Origin of the sequence: Staphylococcus durrellii, from assembly GCF_015594545.1 — a bacterium.
In the GTDB taxonomy this organism is placed as follows: Bacteria; Bacillota; Bacilli; order Staphylococcales; family Staphylococcaceae; genus Staphylococcus; species Staphylococcus durrellii.
Window position 1 is genome coordinate 143250 of the sequence record NZ_JADIIO010000001.1, and the last position, 20052, is coordinate 163301.

The window sequence follows — 20052 nt, forward strand, 5'->3', positions numbered from 1 at the left end:
TGTTATATTATTTACTAAACAAAACTTTGGGTGATTGTACCTTTACCGTTAGCGTATGTTATTTTACCGTATGAGCCATTTACAAAAGTGATTTGAGGTGGCAGGTGACCACAATCTATATCGTAAATTATCGGTAAACTTAAGTCTTCAGCTAGATCTTTATAAGCGTCTATTATATTGTAATCATCTTCTTGATAGCGCATGTTCGTTCTACCAAAAGCAATACCATTACAATTGTCGAACCAACCTGCCAGTTTCATTTGAACTAACATTCTTCTTAACGACGTAGGTTCTGCTTCACAATTTTCAAGGTACCAAATAATAGGTTCGTTATTTATATATTGTTTTCTAAAGTGGCTTAGGTCCCCGTATGGTGTGCCAATTAGGTGGTGAATAACATCGATACAGCCACCTAATAGCCTACCTTCCATAATGACAGGTTCGTTATTGACAGATTTCCATTCAGTCGGAGAATCAAAATTAAATATATAGTCTGTTGGTTTGTCAGGCCATTCACTTTGAAATTGTTGTGAGGAGTATTGAATAATCGAACCGTTTTTGGGTGTTTGTAAAACTTCATGCCACATTTGTGTTGTACTATCACTATATTGTCCACGTAAATCAACGATGTTTGTACCATGAGCGGTTGCTATGCCTGTTTTTAGAGTGATTGCTAGCAATAATATACTCACGTCTGAATAGCCTAACAGCCATTTAGGTTCTAATTGTGTGAAGTTAATTTTATCTATCATTTCTAAAGCGAGTTCGCCACCAAATGGCGGAATAACGGCATCGATTTTGTCATGAAGCATAAATTGATTAAATTCATTCGCTCGTGTATAAGCATCTGCTGATTTACCTTTATATTGAGTATATGTGGTAGCGCCAAACACCACTTGATGATAACCATTAAATCTTTCTCTAATTTCGTCAGTAAAGTGATGTAACGGTTTTGATAATCCAGAAGATGGTGCAGTGACACCTATGACAGCATTATTTTTTAGGATTGGATAGCGTATCATAAACTCACCTCACATAATTTAATTGTATTTATACTAACACATATACATTTATATAATGATTATGATTAGAGAAAAGTTTCGATAAATAATGGGAACGGGTAAGTGAATTAGCAAGTTAAAATTTAAAGGAGTTTTATTGTGAAAAAGGGCACTGACTTAAAGCAAATTTTGGTTGCTTTAGATGGACAAAAATACGGAGCTTATAAACGGGTGAAAGGCATGTACCAGTTTGAGGACTTTTGCTTAGCCATAGATCATGTGCAAGTTGATCCTTTCGCACCACCTAGTAAGGTGAGAATTTTAATAGACCGTCAGACTGCCGGCATTCCAAATGATTTATTAGATACGCAAGATAAAGTAACAGCCGTGGCGGATTTTTTAACAAGAAATGTTAAAGACAGTATTCAAAATGTTATTAAAGCAGACAATGGTAAGCCTGCCAAAATCTTTATTGATAGTTGCGGTCAAGAAATCTTAACACGCAGTGCGGTAGTAATTAATGAACAAGATATAGAGGTCCGTCTCGAAGTTGGTTTACCTGCAGCTGGTAGAAAAATATTAGGTAAGGCAGCTGCGCATGTAATAACAAATATGCTACCTAAAATTGTCGACAACAGTTTATTATACCCAAATATAGATAGCCAAGCGCTTAAGCAACAAGTGAGATTAATGTTAGACCAAGCCTACATTCGGCAAGTGTTAGAACGTCAAAATTTAGTTGCTTTCGTCGCAAATAATTCAATTTTGCCGCGAAAAAGTGGTGTGTCGGATAGAGCAATGAGTGGAGCGGTGGCTTTTAAAAGTCCTGAAAATATGGAAATTACTTTACAATTGCCTAGTGGTAAAACAGTGACAGGTATGGGTATGCCTGAAGGTATTACGCTTATTGTGGGTGGTGGCTTTCATGGTAAGTCCACCTTGTTACAAGCGTTAGAACGTGGTGTATACAATCATATAGCTGATGACGGTAGAGAACTAGTTATAACACGAAATGATGCAATGAAGATAAGAGCAGAAGATGGTAGAAATATTGAAAAAGTTAATATTAGACCATTTATTAATAATTTACCGGGAAATAAAGATACAAGTCGTTTCTCAACTGAAAATGCAAGCGGTAGTACGTCACAAGCAACTAATGTTATGGAGGCCTTAGAAGCTGACACTTCATTATTGCTAATTGACGAAGATACATCTGCCACGAATTTTATGATAAGAGATGGGCGCATGCAACAATTAATTGCGCCTGAAAAAGAACCTATAACATCATTTGCTAGTAAGGTAAAACCGTTATATGACGATTATCATGTATCTACGATATTGATTGTTGGTGGCTCAGGCGATTATTTTGAAGTTGCTGACCAGGTGTTAATGATGGACGAATACGTATTAAAAGATGTGACAGACGAGGCTAAACACATAGCACAATCAACGGGATACGAGCGTGAAAATATTTCACAAAACCACTTTGGAGAATTACCAGCAAGAATACCTCTGAAATCAAGTTTTATTAAAAAAGGTAAAGATGCTCGGTTTAAGGTTAAGGGTCAATTTTACATTTTATATGGCAAGGAATCTATCGATATCACAGGATTAGAACAACTCGTTGATACAAGCCAAACAGAATGTCTTGCTATGATGATAGATTATTACCAACAACATCTTTTAAATGAACGAGACACATTAAATCAGGCCGCAGATAAATTATATGATTTCATCGGCAAAGAAGGACTAGATGCAATTTCTCCTCATAGTGGACATCCTGGGCGTCTAGCCTTACCACGTAAGCAAGAATTTTGTGCAGCGTTGAATCGTTATAGAGGGTTGCAGGTGAAAGGTTAATAAATACGCGAAAAGAGTCTGGAAGAGAATATTCTCTTCCAGACTCTAATTACATATGGACAGTAGATGACTGAATTGAAAAAGCGCTTGTATCAAGCTTTTCAATGCAAGTCATTTTTACTTTTTTTATTAATTTTCGTCTCGATAGGTAATGTTATTACGATCGAGTGCCGATTCAAGTTGTTTCAAGTTTTCTACCGTAGATTTTGAAAAATCATTACCAATTTTAAGAATCATCGCGTCGATTAATGCAATGATAGGTAAGACGGTAAAATGATTTTTCTGTACAGTTATTTTAAGTGTGACGGTAGCATATTCAAGTAGTGGTGAAGAATCATAATCTGTGATTAATATGACTGGTATATTTAATCGATATGCTTCTTTTACGGCGTTAATCACTGAATTTGTATAAGGTTCAAAGGCAAAAACAACAAGTACATCTTTAGGTGTGAGTTTGATGATTTTATCAAACATTGCATCTAAATCATGGCTTAATTGATGAATATTAAAATAAAACTCATTCAATAATTGTTCTAGATATAGCGCTGTTGCTTTATAAGGTCTTGTCCCTAAAATACTAACGCTTGCAGCATTTTCTATATATTCAATGGCGAGATTAAAATTGTTTGCGAGTTCATCTTTTAAAGATTGATTCAGTAGTTGAACGCTTTTATCCCATACAGTCGTTAGAGGATCAGAATAATGTTGTTCATTTTCAATAAAAGCTGTCTGCAATGTGAATTTAGTATCATTTGGCAACGCTTCGTTATAAATAGCTTTGCGGAAGTCATTGAAATTTTCATAATCTAACGCATGGATAGTGCGCATGACAGTAGAAATACCAACATCAGCTTTTTGTGATAATTCTTTAATAGTAACTAGTCCAAGGTGTTCAAAATTTCTCAATATATAGTCGCATAACTTTTGTTGTTTTTTAGGCAACTGCTTTTTATTATTCAATAATTTCTTTTTTAAGGGGATGTCCATTACAACAGAACTCCGTTTCCGTTAATAGTTTAAAACCATGATACCAGTTTATACAAGATAATTAAAACAAGTTTGTGTCCAATTTAAATTATGAAAGAACAAAAAAGTTCCGTTTTTAAATGTAAGGGTTTACATTTGTTCAAAATGGTGCTAAGCTTTTGATAATTTCAATTAAGGAGGATTCATATATGAAAAATTTTGAATTTTCAAAACTTAAACCGAAAGTTCAGGAATTTTTAAATAATGAAATACCGCTATACATTAATGGTGAATATCAAAAGGCCTCTAGCAATGCTTCGTTTGGAGTGCTTGACCCATCTACCGGTAAGCAAATTGCTACAGCAAGTGAAGCGAATGAAAATGATGTTAATTTGGCAGTCCAAGCTGCCCGTAACGCTTTTGATAATGGTGAATGGACACAAATGCCTGAGCAAGAACGTTCTAACATTTTGTATGAATTTGCTAGATTACTTAAAGAACATAGAGTAGAACTTGCCGAACTTGAGTCTATCGACAGCGGTAAAGTTTATGAAACGGCGTTAGCAGATGATATTGATGGTACAATTCAACAATTTGAATATTATGCAGGATTTGCAACTCAAATATCCGGTAAAACGACGCAGATTTCTAATGACTTAGTTGCATATACATTACATGAACCTATTGGCGTAGTGGGTCAAATTATTCCATGGAACTTCCCATTATTAATGGCGTCATGGAAATTAGGCGCTGCCTTAGCTGTAGGTTGTACGATCGTTATTAAACCTGCGATGGAAACACCTTTATCTCTAATTTATGCAGCAAAATTATTCAAAGAAGCAGGATTCCCTGATGGTGTAGTAAATATTATACCTGGGCAAGGACGTACTGTTGGTGAAGCACTAACAAATCATACTGATGTCGACAAACTTGCATTTACCGGTTCAACTGCCGTTGGTACAGGAGTAATGAAAAATGCGGCTGAACAAATTAAAAATGTCACTCTTGAATTAGGCGGGAAATCACCTGCGATTGTATTAAATGATGCAGATTTAGATGAAACTATCGAAGGCGTATACAACGGTACAATGTATAATCATGGTCAAAATTGTAGTGCATGTACGAGAGTTTACGTTCAAAGAGACATTTATGACGATGTGATTGAGAAACTTAAAGCACATGCGGCTACAGTACAAGTAGGTCCAAGTATGGATCCAAATTCAGACATGGGACCGCTAATTTCAGAGAGACAACAACAACGTGTACTCGAGTATATCGATAAAGGTAAACAAGAAGGCGCCAAACTTCTATGTGGCGGTAATAAAGTACATGATGAGGGTTATTATGTAGAACCTACAATTTTTGTAGACGTAGAAGATGATATGACAATTGCACGAGAAGAAATATTCGGTCCGGTCATGGCAGTATTTGTTTTTGATGAAGTCGATGAAGTTATCAATAGAGCGAATGACAGTGAATACGGACTTGCTTCTAGTGTATGGACTCAAAATATTAAAACGGGTCATCATATTTCAAATAAATTAAAAGCCGGAACAGTGTGGATTAACACGGTAGGTCAAGAACTAGAAACAATGCCATTTGGTGGATATAAACAATCCGGCATAGGTAGAGAAATGGGCGGAGAATATGGTATTCAAAGCTACACTGAAGTGAAAAGCGTCATGATTAATATTGACTAAAAATAAAAAAGCGAGGGAACTAATTATGAATAAAAAACCATATGGAATGATAGCAGCTTTACCAACACCAATGAATAATAATGGAGATATTGATTATGCAAGTTATGAAAAATTAATCGAACACGTGATTAGTGGCGGCATTCACGGCGTCCTTGTCGGCGGTAGCGGCGGCGAGTATTCGTTAATGTCATTTGAAGAACGTAAGGAAATCATCAAATTTGTTACGGAAAAAGTTAATGGCCGTGTACATGTAATGGCAGGCACAGGGTGTCACCGTACAACCGATGCGATTCAGTTAACGCAATATGCTGAAGAAGTAGGTGCAGATTTTGCATTAGTGCTACATCCATACTATATGCCAACAAGTGACGAAGGTATTTTAGCATACTACCAAGCTATTGAAGATAATACAAATATTGGCCTTGTTATTTATCATTATCCTGAAGCTACTGGTATTGAATTATCTCCAGAAGTTTTAGCTGAAATTAGTAAATTAGATCATGTGGTAGGTATTAAAAATACTGCCGACGGTATCCACACTTCAAAATTATTAGAGCTAGTTAAAAATGATGAAACTTTCGCATTACTTAACGGTTATGAAGATCTATTCTTACCTACATTAGCAATCGGTGGCGAAGGCGCTATTGGAATCGCACCAAACTTAGTACCTGACAAAGTAGCCAAAATATATGAATTAGTGAAAAACAATGATATTCAACAAGCGATAGAAATTAATAAACAATTATTACCATTATTTAACATTATAGAAGAAGATGTAATTCCAGGTACTGTCAAAGCAGGCTTGAAAGCGTTAGGTATTTTTGACACAACAACTTGTCGCGAACCATTAACGTCTCCTTCTAAAGAATATGAGCAAAAAATTGCACAGTTATTAGAATCACTTAACTAAAAGATATAGCAGAGAAAAATAGTAAATGAAGAAGGTGCTTATATATGAAAGACGTGATTATTGTAGGCGGAGGATTAGCAGGTTTATCAGCGGCATGGCGATTAAAAGACCATGATATTTTACTACTAGAATCCGAAGATCGTGTAGGCGGACGAGTGATGTCTGAGCGTCGTGGAAATTATTGGATGAACTGGGGTGGCCATGTTTACGCTGGTAAAGGATCAGCGACAGATGAATTATTAAAATCAGTAGGCGTAAAAGCACTACCAGTTCCTGGAAAACTTTCAGCGATGCAATTAAATGGCAAATTGTTGTTAGATGGTCATGTTGAGCTGTATCCGTTTAGAGTTGCTATGTCTTGGAAAGATCGTATTTCTATGTTGATTGCTGGAGCAAAAGTGAGAGGCGCGGTTTTAAAATATAGCAAAATAGCTAAAAGACGTGCGCATGAAGATTACTGTACACAACAACAACGTATCTTTAACTTTATGAATAACAGAACATTTTCTGATTTTACAGGAAAATTGCCAGAAGATGCAGATGCTATCTTTAGACCTACTGTAAGCCGATCAACTGGCGAGCCAGAACAAATTTCTGCAGGCGCAGGTGTGGCATATTTTGACATGATTTGGAGTAAGGAAGATGGTTTAACACGTAACATTGTAGGCGGTCCATCGACTTTAACAAATACGATAGCTAGTCGTATTAAAGACAGCGTTGAGCTTAATGCGCATGTTCAAGAAGTCGTAAATAATGACGATTTTGTTAGCGTGAAATATGAAAAAGACGGCAAAACATATACTGAAATTGCACGATATATCATTATGGCGACGCCAGCACCTATTACGCGTAAAGTGACAAAAAACTTGAGCCCACGTTTAAATGATGCGCTCAGTCAAATTAAGTACGGCCCGCATGTAAGCGCTTCCTTTTTAACTAATGAAACAGAAAAGCAAGTGTGGGACGATGTATACGCCTTTGCAACACCGAAAAAGTCATTTGATATTTTGATTCATAATTCAAATTTAACGCATAGTATGCATAGTCATCGTCATCAGGGTAGTAGCTTTATGACATTCTCGCCGGCTAATAGAGGCCGCGCATTATTAGAGAAATCCGAAGAAGAAATTTTAGAGCAATATTTAGACGATATTGAAGAAATGTTCCCAGGTTTTAGAAATATTGTAGTCGAGGCACATGTGCAGAAGTTTCCATATGGTTCAGCTTATGTTTATCCAGGTCGTGCCGACATTCAACCTATATTGACAGAACCCGAAGGTCGTTTATATTTAGCAGGAGACTACTTAGGTACATTTTATACAGAAACAGCTATACAAACAGGTTTCACAGCTGCACAAGACATTAACAGTTTATTAGCGTTCTATCAAAATGATATACAGCAAATACTGTAATTAACATTCTGTATATTTTGGGAGGCAAGATTTAATGGAAAAGACAAAAACGATGGAAGATGTTCCGTTTTGTAGATTTCACATGAAAATATTTGCATATTGTAGTGGTAGTTCATTCGTAGATGGCTATGCGCTCGGTATCATTGCTATAGCACTCTCGATAATGCAAAAAGATATTAATATGTCTGTAACTACTGTAGGTCTTCTTGGCATGGGGACGTTACTTGGTATGGTTTTCGGTGGATTAGTCGGCGGTTACTTTACCGACCTTATAGGTAGGAAGAAAATGTTTATCATCGACATGTTGCTACTCGGTGTATTTACGATATCTCAGTTTTTCGTGACGGATCCAACACAATTAATCATCTTAAGAATATTAATCGGTGTCACGTTAGGTATGGATTATCCTATCGCAGGTTCACTAATGAGTGAATTTGCACCGAAGAAAAATCGTGGCGCATTATTAGGTGGTATCAATGCATTCTGGTTTATCGGTTACGCTGTATCATTTATTGTTGGCTATTTACTTATTCCAATTGGCAACGCAACAAGTTGGAGATGGATGTTAGCGAGTGGTGCAGTGCCAGTAGTCGTATTATTATTCGCACGTTTAAATATGCCAGAGTCACCACATTGGTTGTTAAAGCATGGCCAAAAACAAAAAGCCGAAGACATCGTACAAAGTGTGTTTGGCGATCATGTCCAAGTTAGCCAAAAAGAGCATTCAGAACAAAAACCTAATTTGTTAGATATTTTTAGAAATGGTTACGGTAAAAGAACGCTATTTATTTCAATATTTTGGTCAGTACAAGTCATGACAACTTTTGCAATCGGTACATATATCCCTGAAATACTGTCTGAATTTAGTTTGAAAGGCGGTTCGCAAGAATATTTAGGTTCTGCAATTATTAACTTATTTTATTTAATTGGAGCCTTCCCAGCATTATATTTTGTAGAGAAAATTGGCAGAAGACCGACACTATTGTGGCCGTTCTTGATTACTACGATTGCCTTATTTGTTCTTGGTGTAGTATCAGGTAATAACCCACCATTTTGGATAATACTATTACTCTTTGTTATTTACGGTATCTTTAATACTGGCATGAGTAGTCACCAATGGATTTATCCTTATGAACTATATCCGACACACTTTAGAGGTACAGGTGGTGGATTTACAACTACCGTCAGTCGTATCGCATCAGCCATCAGTACATTCTTCTTTCCAGTTATATTGTCTAACTATGGATTAAGTACAACGATGTATATTTCATCAGGATTACTGTTTATCGGCTTTGTCGTATCAATCTTTATGGCACCAGAAACCAAAAATAAAGGTCTCGATGATGCCAGCTCAGCAACAGTAATTAAACCCGAAATAAATTAAATTATGAGGTAGTTACGCGAAATACACATCCATTTGGGTGTGTAGTTTTTTATGACTATAATTATGTGAAAGTTGTAGTGATAATCAAAAGTGTAAAACAGGTTGAAATAATGAAATATTATAGTATATACTTGCACTAATCTTAAATCTAGGAGGTGTTGGACATGTTTCTTATAGCTCAAAGTTGCCGATATTTATATATCGTTCGCAACAAATTTGCGAATGTATTTTCAAAATTGGTGGAGTCTGTCTTTTTTGAAAATATAAGAGCTATAGGGAATATGAACACCGTTAGATGCTAATTACTTCCTTATAGCTCACTTGGAGGAAGTAAAAATGAATATATTAAATGCATCGAATATATCTAAACGTTATTTAGATAACACAGTTTTCGAAAATATTAAAATTACGCTTAATGAAGGCGATAAAGTAGGTATAGTAGGTCGAAATGGAGAAGGAAAAACTACCTTATTAAATTTATTATCTGGGATAGAGTTACCTAGTACAGGTACAATGAGTTGGAAGAAGAATGTGTGTATCGGTTATTTAAATCAAATCCCACATTATGCAAGTGATAAAAAAGTATATGATTGTTTGAAAGAAGTATTTCATACTACGAATGTTCTTTCTGACAAGATGACTGAACTTGAACAACGCATGACAATTAATGATAATGATGTAAAAAATTTATTATCTCAATATGGCAAAATTCAAGAACAATTCGAAGCCCATGGGGGTTATGAAATAGATGCACAAATCCGTAAAGTATCCAAGGGTTTAAATATAAAACAATTACTTGAAAGTGAATGGGGAAAGCTGTCAGGTGGCGAAAAAACTAAAGTCGGTCTAGCACAAATTTTATTGAAAAGTACAGATTTATTACTACTAGACGAACCTACTAACCATTTAGATATTGATTCAATTAATTGGCTTACTGAATATGTAAAAAATAAAAATGGTGCGGTAGTCATCATTTCCCATGATCGTTATTTTCTTGATGAAACGATAAATCATATTTTAGAAATTGATCAACAAAAATTATTTTCATATCATGGTAATTATTCTTATTTTATTGTAGAACGTGAGAAAAGAATTTTAGCTGAATTTGAGGCATATCAAACACAACAAAAGAAAATTAATAAAATGGAACAATCAATTAAGCAATTAAGAACGTGGGCTAGCCAAGCTAAACCACCTAATGCAGCTATGTATAAAAGAGCTAAAAGCATGGAAAAAGCTTTGAATCGTATAAAGCGTTTCGAAAAACCCATATTAGAAACGGATAAAATGAAATTTGACTTACAAGAAAATAAACGTGTTTCTAATGATGTAGTTGAGTTACAGCACGTTGCGAAGATGTATAACGAGATTTTGTTTGAAGATATTAATGTATTAGTGGAACGAGGTCAAAATGTGTCTATTGTCGGACCAAATGGTTCAGGTAAGACGACATTAATTAAAATAATTCTAGGTGATGTTAAGCCTGATGAAGGGATAGTTAAAAGAGCTAATAATTTGAATATAGGCTATTTATCACAACATCCATTTTCACATCATTCTTGCGAAACAGTGCTAGAAACTTTTAGAGAACTTGTGAACGTAACAGAAGGTCAAGCACGTCATATACTTGCTAACTTTATGTTTTATGGTGCAGACGTATTTAAACAGATAAAGGACTTAAGTGGCGGTGAAAAAATGCGTTTAAGATGGGCCCAAATTGTTAATCAAGACTTTAATGTTCTAATACTTGATGAACCTACGAATCATCTTGATATAGATGCTAAAGAAACGATTGAAGAAGCTCTGATGGATTTTAATGGGACCATTATAACCATTTCTCATGATAGATATTTCTTAAATAAATTATTCAACATTACCTATATATTAGAGCAAAATAAATTAGTTAAGTACGAAGGTAACTACAGTTATGCTGTAGAAAAACGTAAAAACTAAACTAAAGTTTTTAGTAGATACCTATGGAGGAAGTCAAAATAATAATTGGCTTCCTTTTTTTATACTTATATTATTTTGACTAATATACTTGTCAAAATGACATAAGTAATGTACATTATGGTCAAGGAGTTGATGAAACTTGCGAAATCGTCTAAAAGAACTGCGTGCACGAGATGGTTACAACCAAACACAACTAGCTAGGAAAGCAGGAATATCAAGGCAAACTATTTCTTTAATTGAGCGAAATGATTTTATGCCATCAATATTAACTGCAGTCAAGATAGCACGTATATTTAACGAAAATGTTGAAAGTATATTTATCTTTGAGGAGGAAGAATTATGAAAGTAGGTAGATATTTATTAATTTTAATAATAGGTGCAGTTCTAGGTGGTTTATTTGGGGGAATCATAGGATCATCAATATTTAAACAACTTATTACTAATATACAATTCGCTAATCATTATACTGTTATCGTAATTACGATAATTGCCTTATTGATAAATATTATTTTGTTAGTAGTGTTATTTAGAACCCAACGTAAATCTTTAGAATTTAAAAATAAATTAGCTGAAGATATAGATGACGACAAGGCAGACTACTATGAAAACAAAGCAAATGGTTATTATTTAAAAGTTAACGCTATGTATTATGTTTTAGTTTCTGTAAGTCTCATCCATATGTTCATTATTGTATTAGGTCGAGGTTCAGAATATGATGTATTGTTGGCCATTACACCGTTTTTAGTAGCTTCAATAGCTGGTACTATTATAGGTTTTTATTTTCGTAAATTTGACTCTAGATTTCCGAAACAAGGTGAAAGAAATTATAGCGATAAAATCTTTAATCTTATGGATGATGGCGAAAAACATATTACTTTAGTATCAATGTATAAAGTTTATCACTGGAATTTAATGATGTTAATCATCGGAACAATGTTCTTAGGTATATATTCAATGGCAACTGGCATAAATCAAGGATTGAGTATATTAGTGCTCATTATCATATTTATGTATAATGCGTTTGGTTATTTAGCCAAAGTACGTAAATTTTATAAAAATTAACTTCATAGAAAGAGAGTTAAACAATGACACAATTACTTGAAATTAAACAGCTTAATAAAGCTTATGAAAAATCAGAATTTAGTTTAAATAATATATCTTTTTCAATTAATAAAAATGAAGCCGTTGGATTAATAGGACAAAATGGTTCTGGGAAAACAACGCTCATTAATACTATAGTTGGTAACAGATTAAAAGAGTCTGGTGATATTTACTTTTTTGGTACAGATATAACTCAAGATGATTATCAATATAAAGAACAAATTGGTGTCGTATTTGATGATTTGAGAGTACCTAATAAATTAAAAATTAATGATATTGATAAAGTGTTTAATAAAATTTTCGAAACATGGGATAGTGAGCAATTTTTTTCACTAATAGAACAGTTTGAATTACCTCAAACAAATATAATTAACACGTTTTCAAGAGGTATGAGAATGAAAACAGCGCTAGCAATAGCATTAGCGCACGATAGTAAGTTATTGATTTTAGACGAAGCAACTGCGGGCATGGACGTTTCTGGTAGAGAGCAAGTAATGGAAATACTTGAAGATTTTATTAATGAAGGGAAAAGCATTTTATTATCATCACATATATCTGAAGATATTGAGCAACTAGCGACTAAACTTGTTTTTATGAAAGATGGCAAAGTGATATTAGAAGAAGAAAAAGACAAATTAATAACAAATTACGGTATCGTCAAACAACCTGTTGAAGATTTTAATATCCCTAATGAATTGATAGTAGCTTCAAGAATACGTAAACAAGAACATATAACGTTGGTTAATGACTATACAATATTAGCAGAAGCGGAGCAACTTCAACAAATAGACGACGCTACAAAGATTATTATGAGAGGTGAAATCTATTGAAAGGTATGCTATTAAGCACTTACTATGCATCTAAAAAGGCAGTGTATTTATATTTAGTCATTGCTATTATAGCTAGTGTTATTTTTGGGTTTTTGAATCCTATAATGAGTAGTTTCTTACCGATGTTAATTTTAATTTCACCTGTGACAGATACTATAAAGCATGAAAAGCATTCCAAGTGGATGAATTATATCTCAACTTTGCCTGTACGAAGAAAAGATTATATTAATGGCTATTTTACTTACTATATGTTGCTCGTAGTTATAGGATTGCTTGTAGGATTAATAGTTACTGCTATTTCGACCCAGAGTATAAAAGTGGCGATTGCTTCAGTATTACTAGGTCTAGGAGGAGCTGGAACTTATGGGATTATGTTTCCGCTGACATTTAAATTTGGGGCTGAAAACTCTAACGTTATTTTAATATCATCGTCTATTTTTGTTGTAGCTTTATTTTATGTAGAATTTTTTGTATTTATAATAAAAAACATGACATCTACAGGCTCAATTGTTGAAGCCATAGCACAATCTTCAAGTATAATTTCGCTTATAGTTTATGGGTTAATTGGCATTTTGACGATTATTTTTTCTTACGTAAGTTCACTTTGTATTTTTAAAAAACAAGAATTATAAAAAGCAGTCATCATAAGACTGCTTTTAATTTTTTACTTAAAATCAAATGTGCTTTAAAAAAGTATTGGAAATTACAAATTATTGGTGTATTATTAAACTGATATTAGAGTGAAAGAAGTTGATGAAATCATGTTTAACTTTGATGCTAAATTTAACGAACATATTTTAAAAGGTATTGTTACTGGATACAAGGATTATATTAAAGTTAGAAATCACGCTAATTCGACCATGGAAATAAGCGATGCTTACGCTTATGTCAAAGCAAATCATATAGATGACCAAGTCGCAAAACATGTATCAAAATTTGCAGAAGCTAGCAGGCAAAGCGCAGGACCATCTTGGAAATATTTAATGTTTCAATTAAACGATGAATCAACTACAACTGGATTCAAATTCATTTTAAAAAATGAGCTATATTTTAATGCTAATAATGTAACTGAAGGTAAAAAATTAATTGAAGATAAAAAAAGTGTAAGATACTTAGAGGAACTTATTAAAAATAATAAAGATGTAAACTTTGGGAAAATAGAAAATGAGTTTAAAGTTGAACACCAAATTAGTGGAGAATCGCTATTATTTAATCAACCTCATGATAACCATGATAAAAATAATAATGAAATTAAATTTATAATTATTACATATGGTATTGATTATAGTTCTAAGATGTTGAATGCTGTTAAAATATGGGCACCAAATCCATTAAATAAAAAAGCTGTATTATTAAGGGATTTAACAATGGAATTAAATGAATTAATTAAATATGATGAAGATTATGCACTAGAGAATGAAGAATTAAAAGTACTCCAAAACGACGAAGAAGAAAAATATGTCGATCCAACGTTTGCATTTGGTATTTTGCCTAATGAAAACAATGATATAGATAAATCAGTTAATTAAAGAAAGAGAGTAACTAACAATGTTTATTGGGGAAAATTTAGAAAATATTAGAATTTTAAGTGGTTATAGTCGAAAAGAACTTGCCGATAAAATTAATATAAGTGAGCAAGCAATTTGGCAATATGAAACTAAAAACATGATGCCTGAAATTAATAAGATACATCAGTTAGCTAAATTATTTCATGTTAAAACGGCTTATTTTATTTCAGAAATTAAAGATAATAATCACAATGAGCTTGTAAACAAACATGCAATAGCATTTAGGGCGAAAAACCAACAAATTTCAATTAAATTATTAAATAAGCAATATTATCAAGCTAATTATATTGTTATGTTTACTAATTATATTTTCAAGTACCTCAAATTACCACAACTAGAAATATTTAACTTATTAAAAATTATTGATAGTGAGTTAGGTCAAATTGAAGAAAAGAAATATTTTATAAAACAAACAGCTCGTATAGCTAGAGAAGTTATATTAAATAACAAACAAAACAGTGAACTATTATTTAGTTTAGAACAATTAGGTATAGTTATATATGAAAAAAATATAGACAATGATGCAGATGCATATAGTTTTTGGACTAAAAATGATATGCCTTATATAGTTTTAGGTAACAGTAAAGGTATTACGGCAAGAAGGCATTTTGATTTAGCGCATGAATTAGGTCATATCCTTTGTCATAGGCAAATCCAATTCGATATGTTGTCAAATGAGGAACATAAAATAATTGAACAAGAAGCTGACTTATTTGCAGCTGAATTTTTATTACCAGCAATAGAGTTTAAAGAAGATTTCAATAAAATAACAAAAAAGTCTAATCCAGATTATTTAACAATGATAAAAGAAAAGTGGCAAGTATCTATTCAAGCTATGGCTATGCGTGCCTATTATTTAGGGGTAATGTCAAATTCTCAATACAGATATTTTTGGGCATCAATAAATAAAAAAGGATATAAAAAATTAGAACCTTTAGATGAAGATATTAAATTGCCTAGACCAGTTAAAATAAATAGTTTATTAAAGCTGTTGTTCAGTGAAAATATAATAACACCGAATAATATTTTAGATACATTTAAAGTTGAAACTAAATTCTTAAAAGATATTTGTAATATAGATGTTAACCTATTTTTAAAATATATGAATAAAGAAATTCAAGAAGAAAATATAATAAGTAATTACTTTAATATTGATAAGTATAGGTAATCGAATGGCTATACAAATTGATTCTTTAATACGTAAGAATTATAAAAAGCAGTCTTAGTGACTGCTTTTTTATTATCTATGCTTATCTGTTAATTGTATAATGATTTCTTTTTGTTGCTTGAAATCAACGTTACTCAGCAGCTTATCAATAATTTGTTGCTTAGTTTCATGAATATGCATGTTTTTACTTATGCTACTTGGCATATTCATTGGTTTGTATGCTTCCCATTCTTCTAATTCTGAAAATAATTCGCGGCATGTTGTCATAATATGACCACCTTTTTTATTTTTAACAAATAAAATAGCCCTTCTAGATCAGAAGAGCTTCCACACATCTTCTCATCTTTCAGTTACAAATAACTGTTGGATTTAGCACATCGCCAAAAGGCTGTTGCCGGAGTTTCATAGGGCCAAGTCCCTCCACTCACTCTTAATAAGAGAACTATTTTATTTAACTTTATAATAGCATATTTTTGTTGAAAGTACCATTTACATATCGATTAAAATGGATATGTGCACTATTATATAAAAACAGTGTAAAATATGAATAAATCAGTGGAGAGCGTAGTGATATAACTTATAAATCATTATTTAGGGGGTTTTTATATGCAAGTCGAAGTCATAACTCATAATCCACGCTGGAAAGATGAGTTTGAAAAGGAAGCGCAAAAGATAAAAGCTATACTATATATGATGATTTATTATTGGAAATACATCACATCGGCAGTACTTCCGTAGTAGATTTAAAAGCAAAACCTGTCATTGATATTATGCCCATTGTCAGTGATATCAATGAAGTAGATAAATTCGATGACCAGATGCAAGAACTTGGTTATGAGCCACTTGGAGAAAATGGAATAGTAGGGCGACGCTTTTTTAGAAAAGATAATATGACTTCAGGCAAAAGGACGCATCATGTGCATATCTTTGATCAAAGTAGCCAGGATGAAATCATTAGACACTTAGCTTTTAAAGCATATTTAATTGCACACCCAGATATATCATGCCAATATGGCAATTTAAAATCAAGACTTGCTTTAGCGTATCCAAACGACATTGAGTCATACATGGATGGCAAAAATGACTTTATTAAAAATGCCGAAAAACAAGCAGTGGCTTGGTATAAAGCTAAGTCTAATGACTAAGCTATATAATAAAGAAAATGTTTTTCATGTGATACAATGAAATTAAAGTTACCGAGGGAGGCGACGCATATGTCTAAAAAGAAAGTATCAATTATTGGTGGCGGCAATACAGGTGCAACGCTTGCATTTATTGTTGCGCAACAAGAACTAGCTGATGTAGTTTTAATTGATAGGCCAGAAAGTGAAAATACGGCTAAAGGCAAGGCTTTAGATATCTTAGAAAGTAGCCCGATTTTTGGTTTTGATGTAAGTATCAATGCTTCTGCAGATTATAAAGCAACCAAAGATTCGGATGTAGTTGTTATCACGGCAGGTGTTGCGAGAAAGCCTAACATGAGTAGAGACGATCTCGTACAAACGAACGAACAAATAATGAAAGATGTTACGGAAAAAATTGTTAAATATTCTCCTGAATGTAAGATTATTGTCTTAACTAATCCTGTCGATGCAATGACTTATACAGTATATAAAACATCTGGATTTCCCAAAGAACGCGTTATCGGTCAATCTGGCGTGTTAGATACTGCACGTTATCAAACGTTTATTGCTCAAGAATTAAACGTTTCTGTCAAAGATGTAAAAGGCCTTGTCTTAGGTGGACATGGCGATACGATGGTGCCACTTATTCATTCTACTAATGTGAATGGTGTTGCCGTAAGAAACCTTCTAGATAGTGACGTCATAGAAAAAATTGTCAAACGTACGAGAAAAGGTGGGGCAGAAATTGTAAACCTACTTGGCAATGGTTCAGCATATTATGCGCCGGCTGCAGCACTCTACAGTATGATAGAAGCTATTATTAAAGATCAAAGACGCTTATTACCAGCAATTACACTATTAGAAGGGGAATATGGTTATAACGATATTTATTTAGGCGTGCCAACCATATTAGGCGCCAATGGAATAGAACAGATTGTGGAATTAGAGTTAGACGAGTATGAAAAAGAGCAATTACAAGACTCAGCCGAATCAGTGATGAATGTTAAAAATGCTTTGAAATTTGAAAATAGCTAAAAGGAGACACTTAATCAAGTGTCTCCTTTTTATGTTGATAAGTAGATCTTATTGGAAAGTTAACGATTTGGGCGAAGATACCGTAAAAGAAACCGCCAAGCGGGAAGATAAGCCACCAATATCCCGCAAAAAAGTCTCCCATAGTTCGTCCTTTTTTTCATGTTTGTTTATTTTGCCGTCCAAAATTTGTTGTTTAAATGCACTATCTCCCTTAACTAAATGGTCCAACGACATATCAAATAAATCACTCATAGCAACGAGGATATCTAAAGGAGGATAGTTCGTCTCGCTTTCCCATTTTGAAATGCTTTGTCTTGAAACGTGTCATTTTTCGGCTAGTTCTTCCTGTGACCAATGATAAAATTCACGATAGTATTAGTTGAAATGCCCGCAAACAGAAGTTGCAACGTACTTTTTTAAACTGACAGGTAGTCTAACCCGTTTGGAATAAACAAAAAACACAGTGACCGTTAAGCCACTGTGTAATTAAATGCATTAAACTTTTTCGATATATTGATCTTCGTATTCTAAATCCCTGCCAACAGGTTCCCACTTAATAAGTTTAGTAATGATTAAACCTAAAATAGGGAACGTGGCGATGATTAACATTGTTTTGTTTAATCCAAAACTTGCTAAAATAATTGGGAAGACAAACGTACCAAACATACTACCGAAACGGCTGATTGATTCTACAAAGCCTGTCCCTTTACCGCGTAAGATTGTTGGATATGATAGAGCTGCAATGGCTTTACCTTGTGTACCTGGTCCGCCAGAATGACCGAAAAGGAATAATGCTACCATAAAGGCGATAAGCCAGGTGTAAGTGTGACCATAAAATAGGCCTATAACAATCATCGTAAATGCGACGATACTGAATCCAGTAATCGTTAATTTACGTGCACCGAATTTAGTCGTTAACAGTGCACCAGTCAGTCCTCCAATAATACCAGCAACGTTAATTAAGGCTGTACCTGAAAGTGATTCAATCTTATTATTACCAATGACATATGCAGCAATTAATGGGATATATAAACCAATCGCATAATACTGCATCCCTTGTAATGTAGCAATCGAAGTAGCAAGTATCGTTCTTTTACGGTAACGTTTATTGAACAGCGTACGTAAAGGATGTTTTACGTCTGTTCGACGAAATTCTTCATTCTCACCTTTATAAGGTTCAATATTAACGTTAATGTTATAGTTTTTTTCTAATTCGCGGCTTGCTTTAACCAATGTTTTGTTTTTCATAGACCAAGTTGGACTTTCGCTTAAATAAAATAGTCGTAGTACTAAGATAATTGTAGCGAAGACAGCGCCTAAACCTACTGTATAACGCCATAAAAGTGTGCCTGTACCTAAAGCGTAAAATAGCATAACAAGTAACGCAGATGATACTACTGCAATATACCATACAACTTGCCAATAGTTTACGTTACGTCCTTTATCTTTTTGGTTACTGATTTCAGCCACGAATGTAAATGCAACTGGACTATCCATACCAATCGCAAAACCCATTAATAATCTAAAACAGAGTAAGATAGCAGGTGTAGGTGATAATGCGGCACCTAAAGAACCGATAATGAGTGAAATTAATGACACGGATAAAATAAGTTTACGGCCTAACTTATCCGCAAAAAATCCTCCAATGGCAGCCCCAAAGAATGCACCGAATGGCATTGCTGTCATGACAAAAGATAAGTAACTTGGTGATAGTTTAAATTCTGAAGTTAATTGATCAGTTGCAGTACCGAGAATTGTTAAATCATAAGCATCTAAAAAGATAGTGCCCAGTACGATAATTAACAATAAAGCGGTACGTTTTTGATTTTTTTGCCCATTTACATAATCAATAATATCCTGCTTCGTATGTATTGTGATAGCTTGTGCAGACATAAGCCTTCCCCCCAAAAAAATAAAACATATGTACTTCTGAATGGAATCAATAAAGCATTCATGTGATAATACAATTGTGTTGATTCAGAGAAGAGTTGATGAAAATATACTCTGAGCATAGCATAATTATGTATGAAAAAACATGAC

20 protein-coding genes and 1 riboswitch are annotated in these 20052 nt (G+C 33.6%); of the genes, 15 read left to right on the plus strand and 5 right to left on the minus strand.

Annotated elements, in window-relative coordinates:
• Positions 1–14: 14 nt before the first annotated feature.
• The gene (locus tag ISP02_RS00590; protein WP_195719734.1) at positions 15–1022 is read right to left on the minus strand and encodes a S66 family peptidase; all 1008 of its coding nucleotides are present in this window, start codon (positions 1020–1022) and stop codon (positions 15–17) included.
• A gap of 138 nt (positions 1023–1160) precedes the next feature.
• On the opposite strand from ISP02_RS00590, the gene ISP02_RS00595 reads away from it, so the two are divergent.
• Complete coding sequence (locus ISP02_RS00595; RefSeq protein ID WP_195719735.1) at positions 1161–2861, plus strand: ABC-ATPase domain-containing protein; 1701 nt, start codon at positions 1161–1163, stop codon at positions 2859–2861.
• A gap of 129 nt (positions 2862–2990) precedes the next feature.
• Here ISP02_RS00595 and ISP02_RS00600 read toward each other — a convergent pair whose 3' ends face one another.
• Complete coding sequence (locus ISP02_RS00600) at positions 2991–3848, minus strand: MurR/RpiR family transcriptional regulator (protein WP_195719736.1); 858 nt, start codon at positions 3846–3848, stop codon at positions 2991–2993.
• A 188-nt stretch (positions 3849–4036) separates the two neighbouring features.
• Here ISP02_RS00600 and ISP02_RS00605 point away from each other — a divergent pair, with 188 nt between their 5' ends.
• The 11 genes from ISP02_RS00605 (at position 4037) to ISP02_RS00655 (ending at position 15853) form a co-directional block, all read left to right on the plus strand.
• Positions 4037–5527 (plus strand): aldehyde dehydrogenase family protein, encoded by a 1491-nt coding sequence (locus ISP02_RS00605; RefSeq protein WP_195719737.1) that lies wholly within the window; start codon positions 4037–4039, stop codon positions 5525–5527.
• Between the two features lie 25 nt (positions 5528–5552).
• The gene (dapA, locus tag ISP02_RS00610; RefSeq protein ID WP_195719738.1) at positions 5553–6437 is read left to right on the plus strand and encodes a 4-hydroxy-tetrahydrodipicolinate synthase; all 885 of its coding nucleotides are present in this window, start codon (positions 5553–5555) and stop codon (positions 6435–6437) included.
• Between the two features lie 44 nt (positions 6438–6481).
• Positions 6482–7849 (plus strand): flavin monoamine oxidase family protein, encoded by a 1368-nt coding sequence (locus ISP02_RS00615; RefSeq protein ID WP_195719739.1) that lies wholly within the window; start codon positions 6482–6484, stop codon positions 7847–7849.
• Positions 7850–7883: 34 nt separating this feature from the next.
• Positions 7884–9233, plus strand: coding sequence for an MFS transporter (locus tag ISP02_RS00620; protein ID WP_195719740.1), 1350 nt, complete (start codon positions 7884–7886; stop codon positions 9231–9233).
• A 336-nt stretch (positions 9234–9569) separates the two neighbouring features.
• Positions 9570–11186: a ribosomal protection-like ABC-F family protein gene (gene abc-f, locus ISP02_RS00625; RefSeq protein WP_195719741.1), complete on the plus strand. Its 1617-nt coding sequence runs from the start codon at positions 9570–9572 to the stop codon at positions 11184–11186.
• 139 nt (positions 11187–11325) lie between these two features.
• Positions 11326–11529: a helix-turn-helix transcriptional regulator gene (locus ISP02_RS00630; protein ID WP_195719742.1), complete on the plus strand. Its 204-nt coding sequence runs from the start codon at positions 11326–11328 to the stop codon at positions 11527–11529.
• The gene (locus ISP02_RS00635) at positions 11526–12248 is read left to right on the plus strand and encodes a DUF3169 family protein (protein ID WP_195719743.1); all 723 of its coding nucleotides are present in this window, start codon (positions 11526–11528) and stop codon (positions 12246–12248) included. Before ISP02_RS00630 ends, ISP02_RS00635 begins: the two co-directional genes overlap by 4 nt.
• A 23-nt stretch (positions 12249–12271) precedes the next feature.
• A complete protein-coding gene (locus tag ISP02_RS00640; RefSeq protein ID WP_195719744.1) occupies positions 12272–13117 on the plus strand; it encodes an ABC transporter ATP-binding protein in 846 nt (281 codons plus the stop codon).
• Positions 13114–13749, plus strand: coding sequence for an ABC-2 transporter permease (locus ISP02_RS00645; protein ID WP_195719745.1), 636 nt, complete (start codon positions 13114–13116; stop codon positions 13747–13749). Before ISP02_RS00640 ends, ISP02_RS00645 begins: the two co-directional genes overlap by 4 nt.
• Before the next feature lie 108 nt (positions 13750–13857).
• A complete protein-coding gene (locus ISP02_RS00650; RefSeq protein WP_208455758.1) occupies positions 13858–14646 on the plus strand; it encodes a spr1630 family ClpXP-sensitive toxin in 789 nt (262 codons plus the stop codon).
• 19 nt (positions 14647–14665) lie between these two features.
• A complete protein-coding gene (locus ISP02_RS00655; RefSeq protein ID WP_195719747.1) occupies positions 14666–15853 on the plus strand; it encodes a spr1629 family repressor/antitoxin in 1188 nt (395 codons plus the stop codon).
• 72 nt (positions 15854–15925) lie between these two features.
• Here ISP02_RS00655 and ISP02_RS00660 read toward each other — a convergent pair whose 3' ends face one another.
• On the minus strand, positions 15926–16120 hold the full coding sequence (locus ISP02_RS00660) for a hypothetical protein (protein ID WP_195719748.1): 195 nt from the start codon (positions 16118–16120) through the stop codon (positions 15926–15928).
• A gap of 69 nt (positions 16121–16189) precedes the next feature.
• Positions 16190–16293: riboswitch (SAM riboswitch) on the minus strand.
• A 166-nt stretch (positions 16294–16459) separates the two neighbouring features.
• Here ISP02_RS00660 and ISP02_RS13165 point away from each other — a divergent pair.
• The 3 genes from ISP02_RS13165 (at position 16460) to mdh (ending at position 18012) form a co-directional block, all read left to right on the plus strand.
• Positions 16460–16591: a hypothetical protein gene (locus ISP02_RS13165; RefSeq protein ID WP_328805998.1), complete on the plus strand. Its 132-nt coding sequence runs from the start codon at positions 16460–16462 to the stop codon at positions 16589–16591.
• On the plus strand, positions 16558–16998 hold the full coding sequence (locus ISP02_RS00665) for a GrpB family protein (RefSeq protein ID WP_328805999.1): 441 nt from the start codon (positions 16558–16560) through the stop codon (positions 16996–16998). Before ISP02_RS13165 ends, ISP02_RS00665 begins: the two co-directional genes overlap by 34 nt.
• A gap of 69 nt (positions 16999–17067) precedes the next feature.
• Positions 17068–18012: a malate dehydrogenase gene (gene mdh, locus ISP02_RS00670; protein ID WP_195719749.1), complete on the plus strand. Its 945-nt coding sequence runs from the start codon at positions 17068–17070 to the stop codon at positions 18010–18012.
• 10 nt (positions 18013–18022) lie between these two features.
• Here mdh and ISP02_RS13105 read toward each other — a convergent pair whose 3' ends face one another.
• Together ISP02_RS13105 and ISP02_RS00680 are read right to left on the minus strand one after the other, a co-directional pair.
• Positions 18023–18154 (minus strand): hypothetical protein, encoded by a 132-nt coding sequence (locus tag ISP02_RS13105; protein WP_268933150.1) that lies wholly within the window; start codon positions 18152–18154, stop codon positions 18023–18025.
• Positions 18155–18507: 353 nt separating this feature from the next.
• A complete protein-coding gene (locus ISP02_RS00680; RefSeq protein ID WP_195719750.1) occupies positions 18508–19905 on the minus strand; it encodes an MFS transporter in 1398 nt (465 codons plus the stop codon).
• Between the last annotated feature and the right edge of the window lie 147 nt (positions 19906–20052).

What these genes read in the sequence shown, in the direction of transcription:
- ISP02_RS00590 (WP_195719734.1), bottom strand. Translation starts at nt 1,022, where the DNA reads ATGATACGCTATCCAATCCTAAAAAATAATGCTGTCATAGGTGTCACT.
- abc-f (WP_195719741.1), top strand. Translation starts at nt 9,570, where the DNA reads ATGAATATATTAAATGCATCGAATATATCTAAACGTTATTTAGATAAC.
- ISP02_RS00615 (WP_195719739.1), top strand. Translation starts at nt 6,482, where the DNA reads ATGAAAGACGTGATTATTGTAGGCGGAGGATTAGCAGGTTTATCAGCG.
- ISP02_RS00655 (WP_195719747.1), top strand. Translation starts at nt 14,666, where the DNA reads ATGTTTATTGGGGAAAATTTAGAAAATATTAGAATTTTAAGTGGTTAT.
- mdh (WP_195719749.1), top strand. Translation starts at nt 17,068, where the DNA reads ATGTCTAAAAAGAAAGTATCAATTATTGGTGGCGGCAATACAGGTGCA.
- ISP02_RS00605 (WP_195719737.1), top strand. Translation starts at nt 4,037, where the DNA reads ATGAAAAATTTTGAATTTTCAAAACTTAAACCGAAAGTTCAGGAATTT.
- ISP02_RS13165 (WP_328805998.1), top strand. Translation starts at nt 16,460, where the DNA reads ATGCAAGTCGAAGTCATAACTCATAATCCACGCTGGAAAGATGAGTTT.
- ISP02_RS13105 (WP_268933150.1), bottom strand. Translation starts at nt 18,154, where the DNA reads ATGGGAGACTTTTTTGCGGGATATTGGTGGCTTATCTTCCCGCTTGGC.
- dapA (WP_195719738.1), top strand. Translation starts at nt 5,553, where the DNA reads ATGAATAAAAAACCATATGGAATGATAGCAGCTTTACCAACACCAATG.
- ISP02_RS00660 (WP_195719748.1), bottom strand. Translation starts at nt 16,120, where the DNA reads ATGACAACATGCCGCGAATTATTTTCAGAATTAGAAGAATGGGAAGCA.
- ISP02_RS00640 (WP_195719744.1), top strand. Translation starts at nt 12,272, where the DNA reads ATGACACAATTACTTGAAATTAAACAGCTTAATAAAGCTTATGAAAAA.
- ISP02_RS00635 (WP_195719743.1), top strand. Translation starts at nt 11,526, where the DNA reads ATGAAAGTAGGTAGATATTTATTAATTTTAATAATAGGTGCAGTTCTA.
- ISP02_RS00600 (WP_195719736.1), bottom strand. Translation starts at nt 3,848, where the DNA reads ATGGACATCCCCTTAAAAAAGAAATTATTGAATAATAAAAAGCAGTTG.
- ISP02_RS00620 (WP_195719740.1), top strand. Translation starts at nt 7,884, where the DNA reads ATGGAAAAGACAAAAACGATGGAAGATGTTCCGTTTTGTAGATTTCAC.
- ISP02_RS00680 (WP_195719750.1), bottom strand. Translation starts at nt 19,905, where the DNA reads ATGTCTGCACAAGCTATCACAATACATACGAAGCAGGATATTATTGAT.